This window comes from Actinospineispora acaciae DSM 45401, from assembly GCF_000620785.1.
GTDB lineage: Bacteria > Actinomycetota > Actinomycetes > Mycobacteriales > Pseudonocardiaceae > Pseudonocardia > Pseudonocardia acaciae.
The window spans coordinates 1-25324 of record NZ_JIAI01000008.1 but is presented as its reverse complement, the minus strand read 5'-3'; the positions used below and the strand labels follow the sequence as shown (position 1 = coordinate 25324).

General features: G+C 74.1%; 26 protein-coding genes and 1 pseudogene. 14 read left to right on the top strand and 13 right to left on the bottom strand.

The window, feature by feature from the left end; translation table 11 throughout:
* Window positions 1-22: 22 nt before the first annotated feature.
* A complete protein-coding gene (locus N912_RS0130230) occupies window positions 23-844 on the bottom strand; it encodes an alpha/beta hydrolase (RefSeq protein ID WP_028925328.1) in 822 nt (273 codons plus the stop codon).
* Between the two features lie 12 nt (window positions 845-856).
* Complete coding sequence (locus tag N912_RS0130225) at window positions 857-1108, bottom strand: DUF2530 domain-containing protein (RefSeq protein ID WP_028925327.1); 252 nt, start codon at window positions 1106-1108, stop codon at window positions 857-859.
* A 93-nt stretch (window positions 1109-1201) separates the two neighbouring features.
* On the opposite strand from N912_RS0130225, the gene N912_RS0130220 reads away from it, so the two are divergent.
* From N912_RS0130220 to N912_RS55655, 11 genes are all read left to right on the top strand, one after another.
* Window positions 1202-2002, top strand: a complete 801-nt coding sequence (locus N912_RS0130220) for an ABC transporter ATP-binding protein (protein ID WP_037067459.1) — start codon at window positions 1202-1204, stop codon at window positions 2000-2002.
* Window positions 1977-2801 carry an ABC transporter permease gene (locus N912_RS0130215; protein ID WP_051581015.1) on the top strand — a complete coding sequence of 275 codons (825 nt, stop codon included), beginning with the start codon at window positions 1977-1979 and terminating at the stop codon, window positions 2799-2801. Before N912_RS0130220 ends, N912_RS0130215 begins: the two co-directional genes overlap by 26 nt.
* 18 nt (window positions 2802-2819) lie before the next feature.
* On the top strand, window positions 2820-3839 hold the full coding sequence (locus N912_RS0130210) for an ABC transporter substrate-binding protein (RefSeq protein ID WP_028925324.1): 1020 nt from the start codon (window positions 2820-2822) through the stop codon (window positions 3837-3839).
* Window positions 3840-3841: 2 nt separating this feature from the next.
* Complete coding sequence (locus tag N912_RS0130205) at window positions 3842-4636, top strand: SAM-dependent methyltransferase (protein WP_156994146.1); 795 nt, start codon at window positions 3842-3844, stop codon at window positions 4634-4636.
* Between the two features lie 47 nt (window positions 4637-4683).
* Window positions 4684-5481, top strand: a complete 798-nt coding sequence (locus N912_RS0130200; RefSeq protein WP_028925323.1) for an SAM-dependent methyltransferase — start codon at window positions 4684-4686, stop codon at window positions 5479-5481.
* The gene (locus N912_RS0130195; RefSeq protein WP_028925322.1) at window positions 5478-6950 is read left to right on the top strand and encodes an NCS2 family permease; all 1473 of its coding nucleotides are present in this window, start codon (window positions 5478-5480) and stop codon (window positions 6948-6950) included. Before N912_RS0130200 ends, N912_RS0130195 begins: the two co-directional genes overlap by 4 nt.
* Window positions 6951-7012: 62 nt before the next feature.
* Entirely contained in the window at window positions 7013-7441 is a 429-nt protein-coding gene (locus N912_RS0130190) for a DoxX family protein (RefSeq protein WP_051581014.1), read from the top strand.
* 49 nt (window positions 7442-7490) lie between these two features.
* A complete protein-coding gene (locus N912_RS0130185; protein WP_028925320.1) occupies window positions 7491-8129 on the top strand; it encodes an RNA polymerase sigma factor in 639 nt (212 codons plus the stop codon).
* A complete protein-coding gene (locus N912_RS0130180) occupies window positions 8126-8365 on the top strand; it encodes an anti-sigma factor family protein (RefSeq protein WP_245645516.1) in 240 nt (79 codons plus the stop codon). Before N912_RS0130185 ends, N912_RS0130180 begins: the two co-directional genes overlap by 4 nt.
* Before the next feature lie 142 nt (window positions 8366-8507).
* Window positions 8508-8942 (top strand): MarR family winged helix-turn-helix transcriptional regulator, encoded by a 435-nt coding sequence (locus N912_RS0130175; protein WP_028925318.1) that lies wholly within the window; start codon window positions 8508-8510, stop codon window positions 8940-8942.
* Window positions 8943-9024: 82 nt separating this feature from the next.
* The gene (locus N912_RS55655; protein ID WP_051581012.1) at window positions 9025-10245 is read left to right on the top strand and encodes an MFS transporter; all 1221 of its coding nucleotides are present in this window, start codon (window positions 9025-9027) and stop codon (window positions 10243-10245) included.
* A gap of 119 nt (window positions 10246-10364) precedes the next feature.
* Here the strand turns inward: N912_RS55655 and N912_RS60820 are convergent, their stop codons facing one another.
* The 10 genes from N912_RS60820 to N912_RS60815 form a co-directional block, all read right to left on the bottom strand.
* Window positions 10365-12122 (bottom strand): MinD/ParA family ATP-binding protein, encoded by a 1758-nt coding sequence (locus N912_RS60820; protein ID WP_051581011.1) that lies wholly within the window; start codon window positions 12120-12122, stop codon window positions 10365-10367.
* A gap of 33 nt (window positions 12123-12155) precedes the next feature.
* Window positions 12156-12725: a hypothetical protein gene (locus N912_RS0130160; protein ID WP_037067457.1), complete on the bottom strand. Its 570-nt coding sequence runs from the start codon at window positions 12723-12725 to the stop codon at window positions 12156-12158.
* Between the two features lie 2 nt (window positions 12726-12727).
* Window positions 12728-14044 carry a lytic transglycosylase domain-containing protein gene (locus N912_RS0130155; RefSeq protein WP_028925316.1) on the bottom strand — a complete coding sequence of 439 codons (1317 nt, stop codon included), beginning with the start codon at window positions 14042-14044 and terminating at the stop codon, window positions 12728-12730.
* A gap of 3 nt (window positions 14045-14047) precedes the next feature.
* Window positions 14048-15511 carry an ATP-binding protein gene (locus tag N912_RS55645; RefSeq protein WP_051581010.1) on the bottom strand — a complete coding sequence of 488 codons (1464 nt, stop codon included), beginning with the start codon at window positions 15509-15511 and terminating at the stop codon, window positions 14048-14050.
* 5 nt (window positions 15512-15516) lie between these two features.
* Window positions 15517-17001: an SCO6880 family protein gene (locus N912_RS0130145; protein ID WP_028925315.1), complete on the bottom strand. Its 1485-nt coding sequence runs from the start codon at window positions 16999-17001 to the stop codon at window positions 15517-15519.
* A complete protein-coding gene (locus N912_RS0130140) occupies window positions 16998-18137 on the bottom strand; it encodes a hypothetical protein (RefSeq protein ID WP_028925314.1) in 1140 nt (379 codons plus the stop codon). Before N912_RS0130140 ends, N912_RS0130145 begins: the two co-directional genes overlap by 4 nt.
* Window positions 18134-18424: a hypothetical protein gene (locus N912_RS0130135; RefSeq protein ID WP_037067454.1), complete on the bottom strand. Its 291-nt coding sequence runs from the start codon at window positions 18422-18424 to the stop codon at window positions 18134-18136. Before N912_RS0130135 ends, N912_RS0130140 begins: the two co-directional genes overlap by 4 nt.
* Window positions 18421-19050, bottom strand: coding sequence for a hypothetical protein (locus N912_RS0130130; RefSeq protein ID WP_028925312.1), 630 nt, complete (start codon window positions 19048-19050; stop codon window positions 18421-18423). The genes N912_RS0130135 and N912_RS0130130 overlap by 4 nt, the downstream gene beginning before the upstream one ends.
* Window positions 19047-20504 (bottom strand): hypothetical protein, encoded by a 1458-nt coding sequence (locus N912_RS0130125; protein WP_028925311.1) that lies wholly within the window; start codon window positions 20502-20504, stop codon window positions 19047-19049. The genes N912_RS0130130 and N912_RS0130125 overlap by 4 nt, the downstream gene beginning before the upstream one ends.
* A gap of 354 nt (window positions 20505-20858) precedes the next feature.
* A complete protein-coding gene (locus N912_RS60815; RefSeq protein ID WP_084211348.1) occupies window positions 20859-21536 on the bottom strand; it encodes an antibiotic biosynthesis monooxygenase in 678 nt (225 codons plus the stop codon).
* A gap of 72 nt (window positions 21537-21608) precedes the next feature.
* Here N912_RS60815 and N912_RS0130115 point away from each other — a divergent pair, with 72 nt between their 5' ends.
* From N912_RS0130115 to N912_RS0130105, 3 genes are all read left to right on the top strand, one after another.
* Window positions 21609-22244, top strand: coding sequence for a TetR/AcrR family transcriptional regulator (locus N912_RS0130115; protein WP_028925310.1), 636 nt, complete (start codon window positions 21609-21611; stop codon window positions 22242-22244).
* A 118-nt stretch (window positions 22245-22362) separates the two neighbouring features.
* Window positions 22363-23424: a biotin synthase BioB gene (gene bioB / locus N912_RS0130110; RefSeq protein ID WP_028925309.1), complete on the top strand. Its 1062-nt coding sequence runs from the start codon at window positions 22363-22365 to the stop codon at window positions 23422-23424.
* A gap of 121 nt (window positions 23425-23545) precedes the next feature.
* Window positions 23546-24967 (top strand): hypothetical protein, encoded by a 1422-nt coding sequence (locus tag N912_RS0130105; protein ID WP_028925308.1) that lies wholly within the window; start codon window positions 23546-23548, stop codon window positions 24965-24967.
* 98 nt (window positions 24968-25065) lie between these two features.
* Here N912_RS0130105 and N912_RS64645 read toward each other — a convergent pair.
* A pseudogene (locus N912_RS64645) lies at window positions 25066-25324 on the bottom strand (IS481 family transposase); the annotation flags it as partial.

The window sequence follows — 25324 nt, the reverse complement described above, 5'->3', positions numbered from 1 at the left end:
GCCGTGAGCGCCGGGCAAAGTCCTAGCCCGGCGGGCAGCAGCGGTCCGCCAGCTCGATGACCGCCCCGACGAGTTCGTCGCCGGTCAGCAGCGCTTCGTCGTTGTGGTCCGCGCCGGGCACCGCGACGGCCCGGACCAGCCCCGGGGCGGCGGCGGCCACCCGCGCGCTCTGCTCGGGCGGGACGATCCCGTCCCGGTCGCCGTAGACGACCACGGTCGGTGCCCGCACCCGCCCGATCGTCCCGAGGACATCGAACCTGTCCCAGAGCATCAGCCGCACCGGCAGCACCGGGTAGGCCCGCTGCCCGACGGCGGCGAGATCGGTGAACGGCGAGCGCAGCAGCATCCCGGCCGGTGGCTGGTCCACCGCGAGCCCGGTGACCACCGCCGCGCCCAGGCTCTCGCCGACATACAGCAGCCGCTCCGCCCTGGCGCCGGCGTGGTCGAGGAGGAACCGCAACCCGGCGCGGGCGTCGGCGGCCAGCCCGGGCTCGGACGGCCGGCCGGGGTTGCCGCCGAACCCCCGATAGTCCAGCAGCAGCACGGTGAACCCGGCCGCCGCGAGCAGGCGCGCCAGCGGTGCCCGCTCCACCCGGCTCCCGGCGTTGCCGGCGGCGAACAGCACGTGCACCCGCCGGTCCGCCCCGCTCGGACCGACCAGCCAGGCGCCCAGCTCCAGCCCGTCCTCGGTGACCACCGTGACATCCCGCGCCGTCGGCCCGGCCACCGCGGCCGCCGCCGGCACCGGCCCCGCCCCGGGTAGGTAGATCAACCGCCGCTGAAACACCCACAACAGCGCGACCCCGACCGCCACCACCAGCACGACCACGAGCACCGCCCGCATGCGCTCTCGGCCCTATTCCACGGCGTTCTGGGCGGTTCGGGCACCCCGGCGAGCGGCGGAGCGCTGCCAGCGGAAGATCGCGTAGCCGACCAGGCCGAGCACCCAGCCGGCCAGCGTGGCGCCGAACCAGACGTCCAGCGGGCGGCCACCGGCCAGGTGCGCGACCAGCAGCGCGGCCCAGGCGATGAACCAGAGCGCGGTGCCGGCCCCGACCACCCAGGTGATGTCGGTGAGCCGGCGCGGTGGCGGCGGCGGATCCTGCACCCGACCAGCCTACGGCCCGTTAGGTCTAGCGATATCCGCCCGGCCAAGAGAGACTGCGCGCGACGACGGTGATCAGCACGGCCGGAGGTGACGATGACGGACGTGTCGCTGGCCGGGGTATCGATCTCCTACCGGGGGCCGGACGGCTCGGACTATCCGGCGGTGCGCGATGTCGAGCTGCACGTGCCGTCCGGGCGGTTCGTCTCGGTGGTCGGGCCGACCGGCTGCGGCAAGTCGACGCTGCTCAACGCGGTGGCCGGGCTGCTGGCCCCGACGGCCGGCGAGGTTCGGGTGGACGGCGCCCCGCTGCGCGGGCTCAACGAGCGCGCCGGGTACCTGTTCCAGAATGACGGGCTGTTGCCGTGGAAGACGGTGCTGGACAACGTGGCGCTCGGGCTGCGGCTGCGCGGGGTGCCGGCGGCCGAGCGCAACGAGCGGGCGCAGGCCTGGCTGCGCCGGGTCGGGCTGGCCGGGTTCGAGCGGTCGTACCCGCACCAGCTCTCCGGCGGCATGCGCCGGCGCACCTCGGTGGCCCAGACCTGGATCGTGGACCCGGACATCCTGCTGATGGACGAGCCGTTCGGCGCGCTGGACGTGCAGACCCGCCAGATCATGGAGAACGAGCTGCTCGGGCTGTGGACCGGCTCCGGCAAGACCGTGCTGTTCGTGACCCACGACCTGGACGAGGCGATCGCGCTGTCCGACGAGGTGGTGCTGCTGTCCGCCGGCCCGGCCAGCCACGTGGTCGGCCGCTACCCGATCGAGCTGCCCCGCCCGCGCGACCTGCTGAACATCCGTACCCAGCCGGCGTTCACCGAGACCTACGCCCGCATCTGGTCGGACCTGCGCGAGGAGGTGATGACCAGCTATGAGCGTGCAAACCAGCCCGGCTGAGCGCACCCGGCGCAACCGCACCCGGCGACGCGCGGTGAGCGTCCGGCTGGCCCAGGTGGCGCTCGGGGTGGTGCTGCTGGCGCTGTGGGAGCTGGGCGCGGCCGGCGGCGTGCTGGACCCGTTCTTCTTCAGCCGGCCCTCCGAGATCGTCGCCAAGGTGGTCGACTGGGTGGTCGACGGCGGGGTGTTCCGGCACCTGCGGGTCACGCTGGTGGAGGCGCTGCTGGCGTTGGTGATCGGCACGGCGGCCGGGCTCGGCGTCGGCTTCCTGCTGGCCAGGGTGCGGGTGCTGGCCGAGATCCTGGACCCGTACATCAAGGTGCTCAACTCGCTGCCCCGGGTGGTGCTGGCGCCGATCTTCCTGCTCTGGTTCGGGCTGGGCATCTGGTCCAAGGTGGCGTTCGGGTTCACCCTGGTGTTCTTCATCGTCTTCTTCAACACCTACCAGGGCGTGCGCGAGGTGAACCAGGTGCTGGTGGACAACGCCAGGATGCTCGGCGCCCGCGAGGGCCAGCTGCTCCGGCACGTGTTCCTGCCCAGCGCGCTGACCTGGATCTTCTCCAGCCTGCACGTGAGCGTCGGGTTCGCCATCGTGGGCGCCGTGGTCGGGGAGTACCTCGGCGCCTCGGAGGGCATCGGGTTCCTGATCTCGCAGGCGGAGGGCGTTTTCGACACCACGGCGGTGTTCGCCGGGATGGTGGTGCTCTCGATAGTGGTGCTGCTCATCGACGTGGTGGTGCATCGGGTGGAGCGGTACCTGCTGCGGTGGCGGCCGGCGGTCGACACGGGCGCGAACTGATCTAAAGGGGAGGTCGGGATGAGACGGCGGCTGGTACTGGCCCTCACGCTGACGGTGGCGCTCGCGCTCGCCGGGTGTGGCGGCTCCGGGGGCGGCGACCAGGGCGGCACGGTGCGGCTCGGGGTCGGCGGGCAGCCGTTGCTGGTGTACCTGCCGACCACGCTGGCCGACCGGCTCGGCTACTTCCGGGAGGAGGGCGTGGACGTCAAGATCGAGGACCTGCAGGGCGGCTCCAAGGCGCTGCAGGCGCTGCAGGGCGGCAGCGTGGACGTGGTCAGCGGCTACTACGACCACACCATCCAGATGCAGGCCAAGAACCGGAACGTGACCGCGTTCGTGAACATGCTGCGCTACCCGTCGCTGGTGCTCGCCGTCTCGCCGCGCTCGTCCAAGCGGATCGGCGGCATCGCCGACCTCAAGGGCACCAAGGTCGGGGTGACCGCGCCCGGCTCGTCCACCGACTTCTTCCTGAAGTACCTGCTGGTCCAGCACGGGCTGGCGCCGACGGACGCGGCGCCGCAGGCGGTCGGCGGGGACACCTCGGCGGTGGCGGCGATGGAGACCGGGCAGGTGGACGCGGCGGTCATGATCGACCCGGCGTTCTCCCAGCTGCAGAAGCGGGCCGGCGCGCAGAACGTGCGGACGCTGGCCGACACCCGTACCCAGGCCGGGGTGCGGCGCGAGCTGAAGGTGTCCAGCTACCCGGCCGCCGTGCTGTACTCCGACTCGGACTGGCTGAAGAACAACCCGCAGACCGCGCGCAAGCTGGCCAGGGCGATCAAGCGCGCGCTGGACTACGTCCACACCCACTCCGGCTCGGACATCGCGGCCAAGATGCCGCCCGAGTACTCCGGCGGCGACGCGCAGGTCTACGCCCAGGCCATCGACAAGGCCAAGGACGCGTTCTCCCCGGACGGACGGATGGACTCGGCCGGCGCGATCGCCGTGTTCGGCGTGCTGCGCCAGTTCGACCCGGACATCGGGAAGGCGTCGGTCGACCTGAACAAGACCTACACGAACGACTACCTCGGCGGCTGACGGTGTCCGACCCACGCATCCCGAAGATCAACTTTGACGTCCCGCAGTCCGCGCGGATCTGGAACTACTGGATGGGCGGCAAGGACAACTACCCGGTGGACCGGGCGGCCGGGGACGCGGTGGCCGCCGTGTTCCCGGACATCACCCGGCTGGCCAGGGAGTGCCGGCAGTTCATCATCCGGTCGGTGCGGTTCCTGGCCGGGGAGGCCGGGATCCGCCAGTTCCTGGACATCGGCACCGGGCTGCCCACCATGCAGAACACCCACGAGGTGGCGCAGTCCGTGGCGCCGGAGTCGCGCGTGGTCTACGTGGACAACGACCCGATGGTGCTCGCGCATGCCCGCGCGCTGCTGACCAACACCACGCCGGAGGGCGTCACCACCTATGTCGATGCCGACTACAACGACACCGACCTGGTCATCGCCGACGCGCGCAACGTGCTCAACTTCACCAAGCCGATCGCGGTGATGTTCATGGGCGTGCTCGGCCACACCGAGGACATCGACGAGGCGCACGCGATCGTCAGGCGGGTGATGGACGCCGTCCCGCCCGGCAGCTACCTGGGCCACTACGAGGGCACCAACACCAGCGACGCCCACCGGGAGGGCACCGAGGTGGAGCAGGACCAGGGCGTGGCCTACCACGGCCGCACGCCCGAGCAGGTCGCCGCGACCTTCGACGGCCTGGAGCTGGTCGACCCCGGCGTCGTCCCGGTCACCAGGTGGCGGCCGGCGCTGGTCGGGGACGGCCCGCCACGACACATCGACGCGTACGGCGGAGTGGCGCGCAAGCCGTGAATGACCGCTAGGCTGATCACCTCGCCCGCGTCACCCGGGAGGTCCGCGTGCCCGACCACGAGCCTGCCGTCACGATCAGGTACGACGTCGCGCAGTCCGCGCGGATCTGGAACTACTGGATGGGCGGCAAGGACAACTACCCGGCGGACCGGGCCGCCGGCGAGGCCGTGCTGGAGCAGTACCCGGAGATGGCCGAACTGGCGAAGGCCTGCCGGCAGTTCATCATCCGAACCGTGCGCTACCTGGCCGGCGAGGCCGGGGTGCGGCAGTTCCTGGACATCGGCACCGGGCTGCCGACCATGCAGAACACCCACGAGGTGGCGCAGGGGCTCGCGCCGGACTCCCGGGTCGTCTACGTGGACAACGACCCCGTGGTGCTCGCGCACGCCCGCGCGCTGCTGACCAACACCACGCCCGAGGGCGTCACCACCTACGTCGACGCGGACTACAACGACACCTCGCTGTTGATCGCCGACGCGCGCAACGTGCTGAACTTCAACGAGCCGATCGCGGTGATGTTCATGGGGGTGCTCGGCCACACCGAGGACTTCGAGCGGGCGTTGGGCATCGCCCGGCGGGTGATGGACGCCGTGCCGTCCGGCAGCTACCTGGCGCAGTACGAGGGCACCGACACCAGCCGGGCCTACGTCGAGGCGTGCGCGACGGAGAAGGACCTCGGCGTGGCCTACTACCCGCGCAGCCCAGAGCAGGTCGCCGCGTACTTCGAGGGCCTGAAGCTGGTCGAGCCCGGCGTGGTGGAGATCAACGCGTGGCGCCCGGCCGTGGTCGGGGACGGCCCGCCACGGGCGGTGCCCGCGTACGGCGGCGTGGCGCGCAAGCCGTGACGGCGGGCGGCCCGGGGCCGGGGCGGGATTCGGTCCTCGACAGGTACTTCCTGATCTCCGAGCGCGGCTCCACGGTGGGCCGCGAGCTGCGCGGCGGGCTGGTCACCTTCGTGACGATGTCCTACATCGTGGTGCTCAACCCGCTGATCCTGGGCAGCTTCAACGCCTCGGACCCCAGCGCCAAGCGGGACGCGCTCGGCGCCATCCTGCCGGTGCCCCAGGTGGCCGCCGTGACCGCGCTGGTCGCCGGGGTGATGACGCTGCTGTTCGGCCTGATCGCGAAGTACCCGTTCGCGATCGCCACCGGGCTGGGCATCAACACGCTGGTGGCCGTCACCATCGCGCCGAAGGTCAGCTGGCCGGAGGCGATGGGCCTGGTGCTGATCGACGGCGTGATCATCGTGATACTCGCCGTCACCGGGTTCCGCACCGCCGTGTTCAACGCGGTGCCGGCCGAGCTCAAGGCCGCGATCGCGGCCGGCATCGGCCTGTTCATCTGCTTCATCGGGCTGGTCGACGCCGGCTTCGTGCGCCGCATCCCGGACGCGGCGAACACCACCGTGCCGGTCGGGCTGGGCATCGACGGCTCGATCGCGTCCTGGCCGACGCTGGTGTTCGTGATCGGGGTGGTGCTGACCGGCGTCCTGATGGCGCGCCGGGTCCGCGCCGCGATCCTGCTCGGCGTGCTGGGCAGCACCGTGCTGGCCATCGTGGTCGAGGCGATCGTGCACGTCGGGCCGTCGATGGGCACCAACCCCAAGGGCTGGAGCCTCGGCTACCCCGGGCTGCCCTCGCACGTCGTCGGGCTGCCGGACCTGTCGCTGGTCGGCGACGTGTCGATGGGCGCGTTCGTGCGGCTGCCGGCGATCGCGGCGACGCTGTTGGTGTTCACCCTGGTGCTGGCCAACTTCTTCGACGCGATGGGCGCCATGTCCGCGATGGGCAACCAGGCCGGCCTGATCGGGCGCGACGGCCAGCTGCCCCGCGTCGGGCGCGCGCTGGTCGTGGAGGGGCTCGGCGCGGTGGCCGGCGGCGCGGCGTCCAGCTCGTCGAACACGGTGTACATCGAGTCCGCGTCCGGCATCGCCGAGGGCGCCCGCACCGGGCTGGCCAACGTGGTGACCGGACTGCTGTTCCTGGCCGCCATGTTCTTCACCCCGCTCTACGAGGTGGTGCCGATCGAGGCGGCCGCCCCCGCGCTGGTGGTGGTCGGCGCGCTGATGGTGCGGCAGGTCCGCGAGATCGACTTCACCGACTTCTCGATCGCGCTGCCCGCGTTCCTGACCATCGTGGTCATGCCGTTCACCTACTCGATCGCGAACGGCATCGGCGCCGGGTTCGTCAGCTACGCGGTGCTGCGGCTGGCCACCGGGAAGGCCCGAGGGGTGCACCCGCTGATGTGGGTGGTGGCCGCCGCGTTCGTGGCCTACTTCGCGGTCGGGCCGATCCAGGCGGCCTTCGGCGCGTAACGTCCGAGGGCGGTGCGGACTCGGTATCTCCATACGGTCGTTTCGCCGGCGTTGGAGGAGTCATGCGCGGGTTCGTTGCCAGTCGGGTCAGCGGGGGTGCCGCCGCCGCGACGGCGGTGATCAGGGTGTTGTTCGGGCTGTTCTTCGTGTTCTTCGGGCTGCTGAAGTTCATTGCGCACGAGCTGGAGCTGGCCGAGTTCGTCAGGTACGGGTTCCCGGACTCCGGGCTGGTGGTGTACCTGGTCGGGCTGCTGGAGATGGGCGCGGGGCTGATGCTGGTGCTCGGGCTGGGCACCCGGCTGGCCGCCGCCGGCCTGGCCGTGGTGATGGCCGGCGCGATCCTCACCGCCGGGGTGCGGGTGGGCGGCTGGTTCCATCTGGGCGTGGCGCCCACCGCGCTGGCCGCGATGCTGTACCTGCTGTGGGCCGGGGCGGGCAGCCGGGCGCTGGACGGACGGCTGGCGGGGCGCGCGCACCCCGTGAGTGGTTAGCGTTGCTATGACAACGCTAACCACTCACGGGTGTGGTTACGCTCGGTCGGTGCGCGGGGTGTTGCCGGCCGACGCGGAGTTGGTCGCGCGGCTGCGGGCGCGCGACGAGGCGGCGTTCGCGCTGGTGGTGGACGCGTGGTCGGGCGGGATGCTGCGGCTGGCGCGCTCGTTCGTGTCCAGCCAGGACACGGCGGCCGAGGTGGTGCAGGACGCCTGGCTGGCGGTGGTGCGCAACATCGGGCGGTTCGAGGGCCGCGCGGCGTTGAAGACGTGGGTGTACCGGATCCTGGTCAACAACGCCAAGCGGCGCGCGGCCAGGGACGGGCGCGGCGGGCCGATGAGCAGCCTGGAGCAGGACCGGGGGCCGACGGTGGACCCGGATCGGTTCCAGGGTCCGGACGAGGCGTACCCGGGGCACTGGCGCGAGCCGCCTGCGCCGTGGCCGTCGCCGGAGCGGCGGGCGCTGGACGGCGAGCTGCGCGCCCGGCTGCGGGAGGCGCTCGACGGCCTGCCCGAACGGCAGCGGATCGTGATCACGCTGCGGGACGTGGAGGGATACACGGCCGACGAGGTGTGCTCGATACTGGAGATCTCGGCGGCCAACCAGCGGGTGCTGCTGCACCGGGCACGGGCGTTCGTGCGAGCCCGGCTGGAGGAGTACTTCGCGGGAGGGGCGGTGACGGGGTGACCGGGGACCTGGACTGCGACCGGCTGGTCGAGCTGGTCACCGACTTCCTGGACGGGGCGCTGGACGCGGACACCGAGCGCCGGGTGGTCGACCACCTTGCCCTGTGCGACGGCTGCGGCGAGTACCTGGACCAGATCCGGGACACCGCGCGCGGGCTCGGCGAGCTGCCGCCGGACCGGCTGCCCGAGCGGGCCCGCGCCGCGCTGCTGGCGGCGTTTCGCGCCCTGCCCGAGTAGGACTGCGTGTCGGCGACTCGGCGCGCGACACGGCGTGGCGGTGGTAGCGCGGCGGGCGGGCGGTACTACGGTGCTGCCCGGCCCGCTGGTCCTCGGCGGTCGGAAGCGTAAGGTTCACCGATTCGTAAGGTATGCTAAGTAGATGAAGCTCGAACACGGCGTCGGGACCGACCTGGCGGGTCGGCTGCGGCTGTCCGTGGTCCGGTTGAACCGGCGGCTGCGCTCGCAGCGCACCGACGAGACGATCTCGCTCACCCAGATCTCGGCGATGGCCACCCTGCACCGCTGCGGCTCGATGACGCCCAGCGAGCTGGCCGCCACCGAGCGGGTCCGGCCGCCGTCGATGACCAGGGTGATCGCGGCGCTGGAGGAGGACGGCCTGGTCTCCCGGCGGGACCACCCGACCGACGGCCGCCAGTCGATCATCGAGCTGACCCAGGCCGGCGTCGACCTGCTGGCCGCCGAGGCGTCGGCCAAGGAGCGCTGGCTGGACAAGCGGCTGGCCGAGCTGACCGAGGACGAACGGGCCGCGCTGGCCAGGGCGATCGAGATCATCGACAGGATGGCGGGCGCCTGAGAGCGTGAGCGAACCCGGGCAGCGTTCAACCGATCGCGGCCCGGTCGTACCCGAAGCCCGGGCGCCGGAGCCCAGCGGCGGGATGTTCGCCTCGCTGCGGGTGCGCAACTACCGGTACTTCGCGGGCGGCCAGGTGGTGTCGCTGGTCGGTACCTGGATGCAGCGCATCGCGCAGGACTGGCTGGTGCTCGACCTCACGCACGGCAGCCCGGTGGCGCTGGGGGTGGCCAGCGCGCTGCAGTTCACCCCGACGCTGGCGCTCTCGCTGTGGGGCGGGGTGCTCGCCGACCGGTACGACAAGCGGCGGATGCTGGTGGCGATCCAGTCCGGGATGGGGCTGTGCGCGCTGGTGCTCGGGCTGCTCGACGTCACCCGGCTGGTGCAGCTCTGGCACGTCTACCTGCTGTGCTTCCTGCTGGGCTGCTGCTCGGCGCTGGACGTGCCGACCCGGCAGGCGTTCGCCTCCGAGCTGGTCGGCCCGGACCAGGTGGCCAACGCGGTCGGGCTGAACGCGATGAACTTCAACGCGGCCCGGATCGTGGGGCCGTCGGTGGCCGGGCTGCTGATCGTCGGCGTGGGCACCGGGTGGGTGTTCCTGATCAACGCCGCGAGCTTCGCCGGGGTGATCGGCGGGCTGCTCGCGATGGACCCGGGGCGGCTGTTCCGCAGCCGGCGGGTGCCCAGGCGGCGCGGCCAGCTCCGCGAGGGGCTGCGGTACGTGCGCGGGCGGCCGGTGCTGATCGGCGTGCTGGCGCTGGTGTTCGTGGTGTCCACCTTCGGCATCAACTTCTACCTGACGCTGCCGCTGCTCGCGCGCAACGTGTTCGGTGGCGGGCCGCGGGCCTACGGGTTGCTGACCACGGTGATCGCGGTGGGCTCGCTGCTCGGGGCGAGCGTGGGGGCGCGCCGGGCCGGGCGGCCTCGGCTGCGCACGGTGGTCGGGGCGGCGCTGGCGTTCGGCGTGCTGGAGACGGTGGCCGGGCTGATGCCCACGCTGGCGGCCACGGCGGTGGTGCTGGTGCCGACCGGGTTCGCCGCGCTGGCGTTCACCACGGCGGCGAACGCGAGCGTGCAGCTGACCGTCTCGCCGTCCATGCGCGGGCGGGTGATGGGGCTGTACATGCTGCTGTTCCTGGGCGGCACGCCGCTGGGTGCCCCGCTGCTCGGGCTGCTCGGGGAGAAGCTGGGCGGGCGGGCTCCGACGGTGGTCGGGGGCGCGGCGTCGGTGCTGGCGGTGCTCGTTGTGGTGGTCGTGCTCCGCCGTGGCCTGCGCCGCCGCTCGCTTGAGGGGTTGCATTCCTAGGAAGGGTAGGCTAACTTAAGTCACGTCGCTTCGTGGTGGGAGCGGCGCGTCAGTTCGGGAACGTATCGGGGCCTCGTCCGCACATCCTCGTCGGGCGGGGCCCCGATGCATGTCCGGGCTCAGCGGCCCGCCGGGAGCGCCAGCCGAGGCGCCGGCGCGACGAAGCCGTCCGCGACCACGGCCGCCAGGTGCAGGAAGGCCGCGGTGGTGGCGGGCATCAGCCGCTCGGGGTTGATCACGCCGCCGGAGTACAGGTGCGGGTCGGCGGGGATCTCCAGCACGTGCTTGCAGCGCGCGTGGAAGTGCCTGCGGATCTGCTTGTTGTTCACCTTGCGGCTGCTCCGGTCGCGGCAGAGCACCAGGATGGCCTCCTCGGCGAGCCGTTCGTAGCCGTGCGCGAGCAGCCAGTCGAGGGTCTTGCTGGCCCGGCTGGCGCCGTCCACGGTGGGGGTGCCGACCACGATCAGCGTGTCGGCCAGCTCGAGGGTGCCCTTCATCGCGGAGTGCACCAGGCCGGTCCCGGAGTCGGTGATCACGATGTCGAAGAACCGGGCCAGCGCGCGGCACACCCGCTGGTACTCCTCGCGGCGGAACGCCTCGCCCATCGCCGGGTCCTGGTCGCCGGCCAGCACCCGCAGCCGGCCGGCCAGCGTGGTGTAGTCGCCGAACTGGCCCAGCGCCTTGATCTTGTCGAGGTCGGAGAGGAGGTCGCGGACGGTGACCGTGGCGGCGCCGCTGAGCCGGTCGGCCAGGGTGCCGGCGTCCGGGTCGGCGTCCACCGCGACGACGCCCTCGCCGCGGTAGTCGGCCAGGGTCAGCCCGAGGCAGGCGGCCACCGTGGTCTTGCCGACCCCGCCCTTGATCGACGTCACCGCGATGTGGCGGGCCCCGTCCAGCGGCGCGCGCACCCGCTCCATCAGCCGCAGGTGCGCGCGCTCGGCACCGCCGAGGCCGAGGTTGACCCGCCCGCCGGTGGCCGCGTAGAGCGCCGCGCGCCAGCCCACCTGGGGGATGTCGGCGCGGGCGCGGACCACGTACTCGTGGCTGATCGCGTCCGCGGTGAGGGCGGACTCCGTGACCGGGGCGACCCGGGGCGGGGGCGGCTTGGGGGTGACGGCGGGCACCGGGGCGGCGGCCGGCTTGCGCGGGGTGGCGAGGTCGGCCGGGGAGGGGCGGCGGGGTGGGGGCGCCGTGCCGAACGGTGGCAGGCCGGGCTCGGGGTTCGGCGGTGGTTCGGGCGCCTCGACCGGGGGTTTCGACGGGGGCGGGCCGGGGACGAGCGCGGTCCACGCCGCGTCCGGTGCCGGTTCCGGGCGCGGCGGCGACCAGGGAAGGCTCGGGTGGTGGGCGGCGGTCGGTGGCGTGGGGATGCTCGGAGCGTCCGTGCGGTCGATCGAGCCTCGGTAGCGGCGGTCGGGCAGCGGCGGGTCGGTGCGGGGGCCTTTCTGGTGTGGGATGCGCGGGGGTGCGGGCGGCCGGGTGTGCAGGTCGGGCGGTGGTCCGGGGCGGTGGCGTGGCGCGGGCGGTCGGGCGGGCGGTTGGCTCGGCCCGGGGGGCAGTGCCGGGCGCGCGCCGGTGCGCGGTGCCTGTCCCCGGGGGCGGTGGGGGTTGGGTGGTTGCCGGCGGACCGGCGGGAGCCACGGTGGCAGCGCGGCGAGCGGGTCCTCCACGCCACCGGGGCCGGGGTCGGCGACCAGGCCGCTCGGGGGGACGGGGGCGCGCCGGGGTCGGTTCGGCCTGCCGGGCGGCGGCTCGGCGGGGCCGTCGGCGGCCGCCCACGGCAGGATGCTCACCTGGCGCCGGGGGCGGGCGGTGCGCGGCGACACCGGTTCGCCGTCCGCCTCGGCGGCGGTGGAACCGACCTCGGGTTCGCTCATCGGCTCGACTCCTTCCGGGTCACGGCTCACGGCTCACGGCTCACCGAACTGGGCATCGGGGGTGTCGCCGGCCACCAGCCAGCGGCCGTCGAACTGGCGGGCCAGCACCAGGTACCGGCTTTGCGCGCCGGCCTGGGTGGTCAGGTAGTCGACCCGGTAGCCCCGGCGGGTGTCGGTGGGCTCGCCGGCGAGCTGGGTCAGGCCGGTCACGGTGGCGGTGCTGGTCTCGCCGGGCGCGGGTGGCGTCACCACCAGGACGCCGACCGTGTGCGGCGGGGTGTTCGGCGCGGCGTACGGGGTGGCACGGCGGTTGGTGTGGCCGGCGTCGGCGCCGGTGAGGCTGTAGCCGGCGACGACGTAGGCCCTGGCCACCTCGGTCGGGTCGGTGAAGTCGACGGCCGGGTCCGGGTCGGTGGGCGCGGTGCCGGCGTCGACCGGCGCGGCGGCCAGCGCGTCCCGGTCGGCCGGGCTCAGCGCCACGCCCTCGGTCGCCGACGCGGGGTCGTCCGCCCGGTGGCCTGGTCCGGCGAGCAGCAGCCAGCCGCCGGCGAGCAGCGCGGTGACGACCACGCCGAGGACCAGGGGCATCCGTGTCGTCGACATGATCAGTCCGCGAAGCTCACGTGGACGTGGTCGAAGTGGCCGCCGGTCGGGTCCTTGACGTTGTAGACGCCGGCGCCGTCGTAGCGGTCGCCCCAGCCGCCCTGGTCCTTGGAGCGCACGTCCCAGTACCGGCCCTGCCAGATCAGGTACTTGACGTGCAGCGCGGCCGCGTTGGTGCGGTACCAGTTGGCCACCCGCCAGCCCTGCTCCAGGGCGTCGCCCTTGGCGAACTTGCCGCCGGCGCCGGGGAACAGGTCGCAGGCCTTGCCCTTGGCGTGGTCGCTGCTCGGGTTCCAGGCGTGCGGGTCCCAGCAGGACGCCCGGATGATGGACGGCGGCCGCGACCCGCCGCCGTTGAACGCGGCGACCTGGGCCTCGTACCCGTACTTGGCGGCCGCGGTGAGGCAGCCCTTGGTGGTCGGGTCGGGTTGGGTGCAGCCGGTCTTCGGACCGGTGAACGCGGCGGGGGCGGCGGGAAGCGCGGCGGTGGTGATCCCCCCGACGGTGACCACCCCGGCCACGCCGCCAGGGGCGCCGAGCGCCGCCGGTTGCGCCTGGCCGGCCGCCGGTGGTCCGCCCGCCGCCTTGGCGTCGGCCGCCGCGGGAGGTGCCGGCTGGGCGGCCGCGGCGGGAACGGGGACGGGTGCGGGGGCGGCGAGCACGGCCGGCGGCGGTGGCGGCGGTGCCTTTGGTGGCCCGACCGGCGCGCTGAACTGCTCCACATAACGGTGGATGTTCGCCAGGTACCTGTTGATCAGCCCGACGCAGGTGCCGCCGCAGCTCGCCTCGCCCGGTTTCGGGACGCCGGTGGCGCTGCCGGTCACCCGGCCGCAGCCGGCGATGTGGCAGACCAGCATGGCGTCCAGCGGCGAGGTCGGCTTCCCGGTGGCCTTGACGTGCCCGGTGACCGCCCGCAGGTTCGCACACACCCACGGGATGCCGACGCGCAGGTGGGTCTCCGGCACGTAGATGTCGCCCGGCCGCCCGCCGGCGGCCGCCCAGTTGCGGGCGTTGATCTGATAGAGCCCGAACGCGCCGCCGTTGCTGTCGCTGCTGCGCGCGTTGGGGTTCCAGCTCGACTCGGCCATGATCTCAGCCACCACCCAGACCGGCGGCAGCTCCGGGCACTGGCTGCTGACCACGTCGTCGATCACCGGCAGCATCTGCCTGGCCAGCGGCGGGATCTTGGCCGGGTCCACGCCGGTGAGCGGCGGGCCGGTGTCGTCCTCGGCCGCGCCGATGATCAGCAGCACCAGCAGCGCGACCAGGCCGGCCGCGATCGCGCCCAGGCCCCGGTACCAGCGAGCGCCGCCCCGCACCGGTCACCGGGCCACGGCCGTGGGCATGGCGCGCACCCGCGCCCCGTTGACCTCCGGGCGGGCGGTGAACGCGACGTCGGTGTCGTAGAGCGCCAGCTCGCCGGGGGTCAGCCGCAGCGAGACCGGCAGCCCGATCCGCTCGCCGGACTTGATCAGGTACTTCCCCCGACCGGGATGCAGCGCGCCGCCCACCCAGGTCGGCGAGGCCGCCCACGAGGTGACCAGCGCCGCCTCGCCCTCGGACAGCGGGGTGATCCGGCGCAGCGCGTCCAGCTCCTGCTCGGCCATGCCGCCGAGCACCAGGGTGGCGTTACGGGCCACCATCCCGCGCGCCTTGGCCCGGTCCGACGAGGTGGCCAGCGCCTCCAGGTCGTCCAGCGAGTGCGTGACCTGGAAGGAGATCACGCCCCGGTGCCGGTTCAGCCGGGTGATCCGGTCGGACCGCTCCACCAGCCCGGGCGCCACCCGCAGCGCGCGCCACAGCTCGTCCTGCACCACCGCGACGGTCCGGGAGCCGGCGGCGCCCTCGGTCACGGCGGTGGACCAGGCCCACGAGCAGAGCATGCCGGCGGCCAGCGCGTCGTCGTCATCGTTGTCCAGGGCGGACAAATCCAGCGACAGCGACGTCGTCGCCGGGCCGGAGGCGACGGTGGACGGCCGGTCGAAGATGCCCCGGATGGTGCCGTCGCAGAGCAGCGCCAGGGTGTTCACCAGCTCGCGGACCCCGCGCCGGTAGCCGGCCGCGTCCCGGCTGGCCACGATGGCGCGCAGCTCGTCACCGCCCTGCGCCAGCGCGCGCAGCACGTCCGGCACCACCGGCTCGCGCCGCCCGGCCGCATGCACCGACGCGTCCAGCGCCGCGCCCAGCAGTCGCCGCTCGGTGACGTCCACCTCGCCCCGGCGCACGATCGAGACCAGCGCCTCCAGCAGCGACAGCCGCCGCACCCGGACCGCCTCGGCCAGCCGCTCCCGCTCGCTGCCCACCGCCGCCGCCAGCGAGGCCCGCAGCGGGCCGGCGTCCAGCGGGTTCAGCGCGTGCAGCCCGCGCCCGACCCGCCACACCGAACCGCCCAGCGTCTCCACCAACCGGCTGTACTCGCCCTTGACGTCGCCGGGCACCACCGCCACGCCACCGAACGCGACCAGCCCGGTGATCATCCGCTTGATGATCGCGGACTTGCCGATGCCGGGCTGGCCCTGCACCCACACCCCGGTGTTGGACACCAGCCCCTGGCGCAGCCACTCCGCCGGGTCCAGCCCGACCGGCTCGGCGGTGAGCAGGTGCCGCCCGATCGGCACGCCGCGCACCGAGGTGCCGGAGCTGACCGCGAACGGGAACAGCCCGCAGAGCTGGCTGCTGGTGCCGGCGTAGAGCGTGCCGCCCTCCACGTGCGCCGCGCGCCCGCCGCCCCGGACCGGCCACCCCCACGCCCTGGGCGCGGGTCTGTCGAGCGCGTCCCCCTGCATCGGGCTCACCGCCCCCGGCTCCTGGTGGCCAGCTCGGTGGGGTTGAGCCCGAGCCCGAGGCTGGCCGCGAACCCGGTGGACTGCGCGCCCCACAGCCGGCGCAGCCGCAGCTTGGCCGCGCCGGCCCGCTGCTCCACGTCGGCGACCGCGCCGGGCAGCTCCTCCGGGTCGGTGACGGTGGTGGTGACGTACATGGTCAGCCGGCCCACCCCGGCGCCCTCGGCCTCCTCGCGGGCGGCCTGCACGGCGCGGTCCCGGTCGTCGCGCTCGCGCTGGGTCTCGTCCCGGCGGGTGCGCTGCGACCAGGCCTTGCGCATCTGGCCGGCGGTGATCTCGCTCTCCACCCGGGCCGCGGCCTGGTCGGCGGGGTAGGGCAGGTACAGCAGGCTGACCCGGCGCGGGTACGGGCCCGGGGCGAGCAGCGGGACGAGCACCCGGGCGCTCACCGCCTGCCGGGGCGCCTCGCGCAGCGCCCAGGACACCGACAGCCCGGAGTCGTGCTGGTAGCTCTCCCAGGTCTCGCTGGCGGCCACCGGCGCGGCCTGCGCCCAGTGCCGCAGCTGGTGCCGCTCGCCGAGGCGGGCGATCTCGTCGCGGCTGCCCGGATCGAAGGCGGCGCGGACGCGGGCGGTCAGTCCGGACACGGACTCCCGGCCGAGCACCGCCACCCCGCAGGAGGACAGGCCGGCCTCCAGCCCGGGCAGCCATCTCGTCACCTCGGCGACGGAGGCGAGCAGGTCGGCGGGGCGGGGCGCGGCGCGGGCCGGGTCCAGCGTCACGGTGACCCTGGCGTCGGTCTGCGCGGACGTCGACGGGGCCAGCTCGATCAGCTCGTTCATCAGGCCGACGGCGGCGTCCGGGGCGTCCGGGTCGATCCGGCGGCGCAGGTAGTCGGTGTCGGCCAGCCCGCCGGGGGAGGTGTCCACCGTGACCGCGACGTGCCTGATCACCGGGCGGTGCCCGAGGTCGGCCAGCCAGGCGCCCCAGCAGGCCACCCACTCGTCCGCGCTGGCCCGATCCGCCAGGTCCAGCCCGACGGGCGCGCAGCGCAGCACCGCGGACAGCGTGCCGGTGTGCCGGTCCAGCACCAGCGCCTGCCGGCCGCCGCGCCCGTCGTCGGTGTCCAGCGCGACCAGCGGCGCCAGCGGGCCGGGCAGGTCGTGGCGGCGCGGATGCTCCACGATCAGGCCGCCGGACAGCTCGGTCCAGCCCTTCGCCCCGGCGCTGGCGAACCGGAACCGCCGGATCATGGCCTCGGCCGCGGTGGAACCCCCGACCCTGACCGTCAGCGCGAGCACCACCACCGTGGACACCAGCGCCAGCCCGAGCGCCGCCTTCGGGGCGAACGAGGCGGCCAGCACCGGGGCCAGCACGGCGACGAACACGGTGATCGTCTGCGCCGGGCCGAGCGAGCCGATCCCCCATCCCCGCTCGGCGCGCCAGTGCCCGTACAGCCTCGGCTCGTCCCGTCGATGGGACTCGACGCTCATCGCCGGCCTCCTCGGGTCGTGCGCTGGCCGTCGACCACCCGCGCCAGCGGGCGGGTCAGCTCCGGCTCGGGAACCGTGGGCTCCGGTGTGCGCGGACCGGACGGGACGGGGACCGCCGTCCTGGCGCCGACGCCGACCAGCGCCCCGGCGGCCACCGTGCCGGCGCCGCCAGCCAGCCGGCCGGCGCTGCCAGGGCCGGCGTTCTCCATGAAGGTGGCCAGCTGCACGGACGGCGAGGTGGAGCTGCGCGAGCTGAGCCGGACCGCGCCGACCGCGCCGTCCATCGCCCGCTCGGGCACCCCGGCGCCGGAGATCCGCACCGACGACCAGGACAGCAGCCGCAGCGACACCGGCAGCGCCGCCACCCCCAGCGCCAGCACCACGATCCCGGCCAGCACCGTGCTCACCCCCGACCCGCCGGGCTCGGCCGTTTGCTGCAGGTACTGCTGCCCGACGGCGTGGATCAGCGCGGCGGCCGGTTTGTAGAGCACGAGCGCGAGCGCCCACGGCATCAGCCGGGACAGCCAGGTGCGGGTGGTCGCGGTCAGCGAGCCGGCGGCGGCCAGCGGCAGGGTGGCCGCCACCGCGAGCAGCGCCACCTGACGCAGTGCCATGGCCATCCACTGCGCGGCGGCCAGCAGCAGCACCACCACCGAGAGCAGCAGCAACAGGAACGGCTCGGCCAGCCCACCCCGCCGCGCGGTCAGCGCCTCGCGCATGGTCACGCCGAACTGGCCGGCCGCGCCCCCGACGCCGGGGCCGCCGGTGCCGAGCAGGGTGGTGGCCAGCACGTCGCCGGCCCACAGCGCCCCCTGCAGCACCGTGATGCCCAGCGCGGCGGCCACCGCGAACCGGAACAGCCCGCCGAACACCGCGACCAGCGGCTCCCCCCGGCGCAGCAGGATGATCCGGATCGACTGCACCAGCACGGACGCGGTGAGCACCAGCAGCAGCAGCGGGCGCAGCGCGTCGTGCGCGCCGAGCACCGCCGGGGCCAGCAGGCTCGTGCTCGGCACCTGCCACCAGCTGCCGGCGTCCCCGACCAGCGCGGCGGCCGCGCGGGCGGCGGACTCCACGATGGCGACGAAGGACGGCCCGGCCTCGCCGGCGGCGAGCACCAACCCTGGCCCGGTCACCGGGCGCCCACCCCGGCGAAGGCGCCGACCAGCACCGCCGCGACCGAGGCCAACGCCAGCCCGCCGAGCACCCAGACCGAGCCGATCAGGCCCTCCTGGGCCAGCCCGCCGCGCCGCCGTCGGCCGATGATGATCATCCCGGCGCAGACCAGGATGCCAATCATGCCGGCGGCCAGCACGCCCCACTTGAGCCAGGCGATGACCTGCTCGGCGAGCTCGCCGATGCCGGGCGGCGCCTGTGGCGGCGGGTTCGGCGGCGGCTCCGAGGCGATCCTGTGGACGATCATGGGTTCCCTCCGTGGGCGGTGGCCTGGAACGGGAGATCGTGGAGCGCGCCCGGCGGGACGCCGGGCACCGTGCGGTTCGACATGGACGGCAGCGGCACGGCGTTGGTCGGGATCGTGCGGTTGGCGGGTCCGTCCATCGCGGTGCGCGGGGGCGCCCCGGACGGGGTCAGCAGCCCGGAGCGCAGCACCGCCTCGGCCACCCGGACCAGCGCCTCGCCGTACGGGCGCAGCGGCCTTGGCAGTTGTTCGGACGGGATCTCGGACAGCCGGGCGGCCTCGGTGAGCGGGTCGGTCAGCTCGCGCCAGTGCGCCACGTACGGCAGCACGACCAGCCCGCCGACCTGCGGCTCGATCATCCGCAGCCGAGCCCGCAGCGGCCCCCGGATCGGCATCGGGCCGTCCGAGGTCACCGCCAGCACCGGGCGCGCGCGGGCGTTCGAGCCCAGCCAGGCGATCAGCGACGCGGCGGCGTGCAGCGAGTCGCCGGTGGACCGGCAGACCAGCACGTCGATGTCCAGCTCGGTGCTCATCCTGCCCCGGTCGTAGGCCCGCAGCGCGGTGGCCAGCGTGGTGGTCCCCACGCCGCCGGCCACCCCGCCCAGCCTCGGTGCGCGCAACGGGCTCATCGGCTACCTCCGGTGGGTGCGGTGGGCGCCCCGGGCCGGCCGCGCTCCCCAGAACGGCCGGGCTTCCCGGGGCGCGAGGACGCCGGGGGCGATGCTGCGGCGGCCGTCTCCTCGGCCGGTTCGGCGGGCGGCGCCTGCCCGTTCGTGTCGTTGTCGTCGGCGTCGTCGAGGTCCTCGGCGGTGGCCGGGTCGGCGTCCCGTTCGGTCGGGGCGGGCGGCTTCGATGCCGGATCCGGCGCCGGCTCCTCGCCGAGCTGTTCGTCCCAGGTGTCCACCACCAGCCGGCCCTGGTCGCGGTTGACCGGGACGGACAGGCGCACCCAGTAGGAGTCCAGGCTCTTCCAGCCGCGCGCGGTGGGCGCCGGGGCGACGGCGGGCACCCCGGCCACCTCCAGGTCGCCGGCGGGCGCCGGCGCGGACGGCTGGCCGACCGCCCGGTACGGCGTGACCCGCACCCGCACGTCGACCACCACCCGGCCGTCCCCGTCCGGGCGAACCGCGCCGGGCAGGGCGAACTCGGCGCGCTGGCGGCCCTTCCCCGACCAGCCCAGCAGCGCCGCGTTGCCGACGACGTCCGAGGGCAGGTACTGGGCGAGCACCTGGCCCCGGCGCTCCGGGGCCTGTTCGTCCCAGGACAGGTAGTCGGCGGCGAACGCGCCGGCCAGCGCGGCCGCCTCCATCGGGTGCGGCGGGCCGACCGGGTCCAGCCAGGTGGTGGCGGCCACCGAGGTGGCGTCCGGGACCGGGTCGGGTCGCGGCGCGGGTGGGGGCGGGGGCGGCTCGGGGCGGCGGTCACGGGGGGCGCGAGCGGTACGGGCCGCCCGCCGTTTGGTGCGCGGGCGCCCGTTGCGCGGTGGGGCGGCGGCCTGCTCGCGCTGGTCCGCCCCGGCCTGGAACCGCTGGTCGTCGTCGGCGTGGGTGAGCAGCGGCAGCCACTCGGAGCCGGACTGGCCGGTGCCGCCGGGTCCGGCCGGCGGCGGGGCCGTGGGTTCCCGTTCGCCGGGTGCCGAACGGGTCCGAGGGGCGGCCGGTCTCCCCGCGCCCGGACCTGCGCCCGGATTCGCGCCTGGACCGCCGGGTGGGCCGTGGCCGGTGGGCGGGCCGTGGGTGGTTGTCGAGCCCGGAGCCCCGGCCGGCGCGGGCCCGCGGGCCGTGCCGTTCGGGGCGGCCCATGCCGACATCGGGTCGGGCTGGCCGAGCACGGCCTCGGTCGGGTCGCCGGGGCCGAACGCCGGCCAGCCGCCGAACGGGTCGTCGGCGGGCAGCGGCGGGGCCTGGTCCGGCCTGCCCGAACCCGTCCGGTCCGAGTCCGGCCGGGACGGCCGCCTGTGCTCGGCCCGAACGTCGGGCTCGGACGGCTCGGACGGCTCGGGCTCGGGCTCGCGCTCGGGCGAGACGGGCCACCACGCACTGGCCGCCGGCGGGCGGGAGGAGCCACGCCTGCGTCGGAACATTCGCCGGGCTCCTCCTCGCGTCCGTTGGCAGGTCAGGTCCGCCCGGGCGGGCGGGACCGGTGGGTCGGGTACGCCGGCCCGGGGTACGGGGTCGCGGGGGCTGCGCCTGGGCACCCCGGACCGGCGGCTCGACGAGGGCCGCTGAGCGACCCTTGTAGGGTGTCGGCAGTGCCGTGCCGACCGACGGAGATGTAACTCTCCGCGACCAATCCCGGTGCGGCCGACACACTCCGTCACCAAGACCGGCGAATCGACTATAAGAACGGCCGTCCAGCGTTCGGAGCCGATTCGTCCAGGCGATTTGCAATCGCGAACGAATCCACGACCCGGCGCGCGGGCGCGCTCATTCTGTGCTCAGCGCAGGCGGTACGGCAGGTACCGGCGGAAGCTGGTGCGCACCAGGCCGGGCGCGGACTCCGCGGCCCGCCACTCCGGCTTGTCCTCCCGGGCGGAGGCGAGCTCCTCGACGGCCGCCGACGAGACCCGCCGGTGCGCCCGCTCGGTGGTCCACTGCGCGAAGTTGAACGCGCGGGCGCCGTCGGTGCTCAGGTGGAAATGCGCGGCGATCGCGCCGGGCATGGGCGCGTCCGGTTCGGGCAGCGCGAACATGGAGTCGACCCAGCGCCGGGCCCGCTCGCGGTCCGGCCGGTCGAACAGCCGGTCCACCACGACCACACACCCGGTCCGCACCGCCTCGCCGGCGAACCGGCGGCCTCGGTACACCTCGTACCCGCGCGCCGGCCCGCGCACGGTGCCCGGCACGACCTCGTCCACGGCACCGTGCCAGTCGAGCTGACCGTCCGCGCCGAACTCGCGCGCCGAGGCCTCGTCGCTCCACTGCTGGTAGTGCAGCAGCGTCGTGCCGTCGGTGCCGAGCATGCAGGCGTGCGAGACCAGCCCTTCGCGCGGCCCGAGGGTGTCCACGGCGAGGTCGGCCAGCCGGCGCTGCAGGTCGGGTATGGCCAACTCCCAGACGCTCACCACGACGAGCGCCACCCCGGCACGATCCAGATCCGGCACGTTCGACGTCATCTTGCGCAGCTTGCCACTCAGTGGCGTTTGGCGTCCAGTGGTTTTCGCTTCTCAGGGCGGTAAGCTCGGTTCGTGACGAGCCTGCGCGAGCGCAAGAAGGCGCGCACCCGCGAGGACCTGGCGCGGGTCGCGCTGCGGATGTTCCTGGAGCGGGGCTTCGAGTCCACCACGTTGGACGAGCTGGTCGACGCCGTCGAGGTCTCGAAACGGACCTTCTTCCGGACCTACCGCTCCAAGGAGGACGTCGGCATCGCGGCCGAGACTGAGCTCTGGGAGGCCTACCTCGACCGGCTGGAGCGCCGTGAACCGCACGGCACGGTGCTCACCGAGCTATGCGCCACGCTCACCGAGACGATCGCCGCCATGGGCGAGGAGTGGAGCTGGCGGTTCCTCGCCACCCGAGGCCTGGCCGCCCGCACCCCCGCCCTGCGCGACCACAGCGACCTGACCTCGCTCATCGTCCAGCGGCGCCTGGTCGAGATCCTTGAGGCCAAGCTCGACATCGACGGCCGCGAGGATGTCAGGCTGCGGCTGCTCGGCGAGCTCGCGCTCGGCGCCTGGCGGTGCGCCGCCAAGAACTGGATCCGCACCGAACCGGCCTCGAACAAGCGCGGCCAACCCGGCCTGACCACCCTCATCACCCACGTAACCGACGCCTACGAGGCAATCCCCACCACCCTAGCCCTGGCGTATCCGGGCGTCGCATAACTCGTGGGGGCGTCGCGCGTGGTGCGGGGTGTGCGGCGGGCGGGGACCAAACTTCGGGCGGCCGATTTGTGGGGGATGTCGATTGGCGGGGGGTGCGGTGATCACCGAGGCTGGGCCGGTGACGGACTTCTTGAACGATCTTGCCGACCGGGCCATCCGCTGCGAGCCGCCGACCAGGGACGATGCCCTGCGGGTGCTGGACGGGGCGGACGAGCTGATCGACGTCGTGGCGGCGGCGGCCAAGGTGCGGCGACACTACTTCGGCCGCAGGGTGAAGCTGAACACGATCATCAACATGAAGAGCGGGCTGTGCCCGGAGGACTGTGGTTACTGCTCGCAGCGGCTGGGCTCGGAGTCGGAGATCCTCAAGTACTCCTGGATCGACCCCGGTGAGGCCGCCGCGCACGCCGACCGCGCGGTGCAGGCGGGCGCCAAGCGGGTCTGCCTGGTGGCCAGCGGGCGCGGGCCGGGAGACCGGGACATCCGCCGCATCGAGACCACCATCGACAAGATCAAGGCCGACCAGCCGGACGTGGAGGTGTGCGTCTGCCTGGGGCTGCTCTCCGACGGCCAGGCCGACCGGCTGCGCGAGGCCGGCGCGCACGCGTACAGCCACAACCTCAACACCAGCGAGGCGCACTACCGGGAGATCTGCTCCACGCACACGTTCGCCGACCGGGTGGACACGCTGCAACGCGCCGAGCGGGCCGGGCTGTCCCCGTGCTCGGGCGCGATCTTCGGCATGGGTGAGACCAGCACGGACATCGTGGACCTGGCGTTCGCGCTGCGCGAGCTGGACCCGGACTCGGTGCCTGTCAACTTCCTCATCCCGTTCCAGGGCACCCCGCTGGGCGGCAACTGGGAGCTGACTCCGGACCGGTGCCTGCGCATCCTCGCGCTGTTCCGGCTGGTGTTCCCCAACGTGGAGGTGCGGCTCGCCGGCGGGCGGGAGATCCACCTGCGCGGGCAGCAGCCGCTGGCCCTTCACCTGGCGAACTCGATCTTCCTCGGCGACTACCTGACCAGCGAGGGCCAGCCCGGCGCCGACGACCGGCAGATGATCACGGACGCCGGGTTCGTCGTCGAGGGGCTGGACGAGCGGTCGCTACCGGACGCCCGGCACGACCTGGTCGCGTTGCGCAGGCGGGGAGCGGGCACGGACGTGCCGTCCAACGCCTAGCGACACACCGACGGCCGGCGCCGTCCGTGTCACCAGTTTGATCGATTTTGCCCCCGCGCGGGGGTGTCGACCGCCACAATGAGTGACGGCGTCTAACCGGTGCGCGACGAGGGGGACCAGGATGGATCAGCCGACATGGACGGGGCACGGCTCCAGCCCGCCGCCGCCCGACCCGGTGGCGGTCGCCATCGGGAACGCGTCCCTGTTCGGCCTGGGCTACGTCATGCTCGGGCGGCGCTGGCTCGCCGTGCTCTCCGTCCTGGTCACCGCCGGGTTGGTCACGCTCCTCGGCACCGTGGCCCGGTCGCTGCTGCTCGAGATCGTCGTGGTCCTCTGGTGGGTGGCGCTGGTCGTGCACGGCTGGCGGCTGGCCGGCGGGCGGCCCCGGCCGGGGGCGGGGGCGGGGGTGCTCGGGCAGCGGGTGATCGCGCTGGCGGTGACGGTCCCGGTGCTGCTGGCCGTGGGGCTGGTGCGGTTCGACGCGGCCACCATCGAGCGGACCGTGACCGAGGCCAAGCAGAGCGGCGACTGCGGCAAGGCGTCGGAGGCGCTGGCCCAGGTGCGCACGACCCACCGGGTGGCCGACGCCCCGCTGACCGCGCGCGGCGACGAGACGACCGAGGCCTGCGCCCGGCTGCGGACGGCCAGGGACAAGCTCGCCACCGCGCTGACCGGTGACATGGCCGCGCTACAGGCCGGGTTCGACGGCCTGGCCGGCGTCCTCGCGGACCTGCCCGGCCACGAGAAGATGGTCGACGTGACCCTGGACGGGTTCCTCGCCGGCCTGCCCGCCAAGAACCCCTGCCACACCGCCGCGGTCGCCGACTGGCTGCGCCAGCGCCCGCCCAACCACACCGTGCTGGACCGCGCCGCCCAGGTCGTGCCCGCCACCGCCCCCGCCGCGCTGGTGGGATGCGGCGACGACCGGATGGCCGGCAGCGACTTCGAGACCGCGCGCTCCCGCTACCAGCAGCTGCTCGACCAGTACCCCGGCCACGAGCTCACCGCCAGGGCGCAGGAGGGCGTCCGGCGGGCGGTGCTGGCCATCGAACTGGCGCGGGTGCGCTCGCTGCTGGTGGCCGCGCCGGGCGGGCTGCCCCGGTACTGCTCGTCCCCGGCGCAGTACAGCGGTGCCGCCCCGTTCGCGCCGGGCACCAACCGCGCGCTGATCTACGGCACCCCGGAGTACCTGGACAGGCTCCCGCCCGACTGGCGTTCCACCGACGCCGCCGACGCGGTGCTGGTGGTCTGCGTCGGCGAGAAGGAGTACGGGGCCGCCGTCCAGACCTGCCCGTACATTCGCCGCACGCCCGGCGGCACGCCGAAGAACGTGACGTTCCACAAGATCGCGGTCCCGGTGAAGGCGTACGAGCTGCGGACCGGGCGGCTGGTGAAGGACATGAGGGTGGAGATCGGCGGCGCGAGCTGCCCAGGGACCATCGAGTACTTCGGCCTCATCGACGCCGACCCGCCGCCCGACGACTACGTCGCCGCATCCGACGCCGACCTCCGCGCCGGCTTCGCCCCGGTGATCACTCCCTGACCCGTGAGTGGCTAGGGCCGCTATGACGGCTGTCATGTCTCAGCTGATCTGTCAGGGGTTTGTCTCGGGACATGTGACGCTGTTTGTGATCTTGTTGGTCAGACTGCTGGGGTGCGGAGTGTGCCTTGGTAGCGGCGTGTGGGGTTGATCATGAGTTGGCCCAGGGGTTCGCCTTGGGGGGCGTAGGCGGTGATGTGGTCACCATGGCGTAGCAGGGTGACGGTGGTGCCGGCGTGGGTGCGGCCGATGGACAGGATGTGGTTGCCGAGGGCGACGGTGCCGTTGGCGACCACGGTCAGCACGTGGACGGTGGCGTCGGTTTGGCGGGGCAGGTCGGCTGGTCCGCCGTGGGCGGCG

Coding starts and splice junctions, on each gene's coding strand:
- N912_RS55645 (WP_051581010.1), bottom strand. CDS start 15,511: ATGCAGGGGGACGCGCTCGACAGACCCGCGCCCAGGGCGTGGGGGTGG.
- N912_RS60820 (WP_051581011.1), bottom strand. CDS start 12,122: ATGAGCGAACCCGAGGTCGGTTCCACCGCCGCCGAGGCGGACGGCGAA.
- N912_RS0130220 (WP_037067459.1), top strand. CDS start 1,202: ATGACGGACGTGTCGCTGGCCGGGGTATCGATCTCCTACCGGGGGCCG.
- N912_RS0130215 (WP_051581015.1), top strand. CDS start 1,977: ATGAGCGTGCAAACCAGCCCGGCTGAGCGCACCCGGCGCAACCGCACC.
- N912_RS0130135 (WP_037067454.1), bottom strand. CDS start 18,424: ATGATCGTCCACAGGATCGCCTCGGAGCCGCCGCCGAACCCGCCGCCA.
- N912_RS0130105 (WP_028925308.1), top strand. CDS start 23,546: ATGGATCAGCCGACATGGACGGGGCACGGCTCCAGCCCGCCGCCGCCC.
- N912_RS55655 (WP_051581012.1), top strand. CDS start 9,025: ATGTTCGCCTCGCTGCGGGTGCGCAACTACCGGTACTTCGCGGGCGGC.
- N912_RS0130210 (WP_028925324.1), top strand. CDS start 2,820: ATGAGACGGCGGCTGGTACTGGCCCTCACGCTGACGGTGGCGCTCGCG.
- N912_RS0130130 (WP_028925312.1), bottom strand. CDS start 19,050: ATGAGCCCGTTGCGCGCACCGAGGCTGGGCGGGGTGGCCGGCGGCGTG.
- N912_RS0130230 (WP_028925328.1), bottom strand. CDS start 844: ATGCGGGCGGTGCTCGTGGTCGTGCTGGTGGTGGCGGTCGGGGTCGCG.
- N912_RS60815 (WP_084211348.1), bottom strand. CDS start 21,536: ATGACGTCGAACGTGCCGGATCTGGATCGTGCCGGGGTGGCGCTCGTC.
- N912_RS0130145 (WP_028925315.1), bottom strand. CDS start 17,001: ATGAGCGTCGAGTCCCATCGACGGGACGAGCCGAGGCTGTACGGGCAC.
- N912_RS0130190 (WP_051581014.1), top strand. CDS start 7,013: ATGCGCGGGTTCGTTGCCAGTCGGGTCAGCGGGGGTGCCGCCGCCGCG.
- N912_RS0130175 (WP_028925318.1), top strand. CDS start 8,508: ATGAAGCTCGAACACGGCGTCGGGACCGACCTGGCGGGTCGGCTGCGG.
- N912_RS0130125 (WP_028925311.1), bottom strand. CDS start 20,504: ATGTTCCGACGCAGGCGTGGCTCCTCCCGCCCGCCGGCGGCCAGTGCG.
- N912_RS0130160 (WP_037067457.1), bottom strand. CDS start 12,725: ATGTCGACGACACGGATGCCCCTGGTCCTCGGCGTGGTCGTCACCGCG.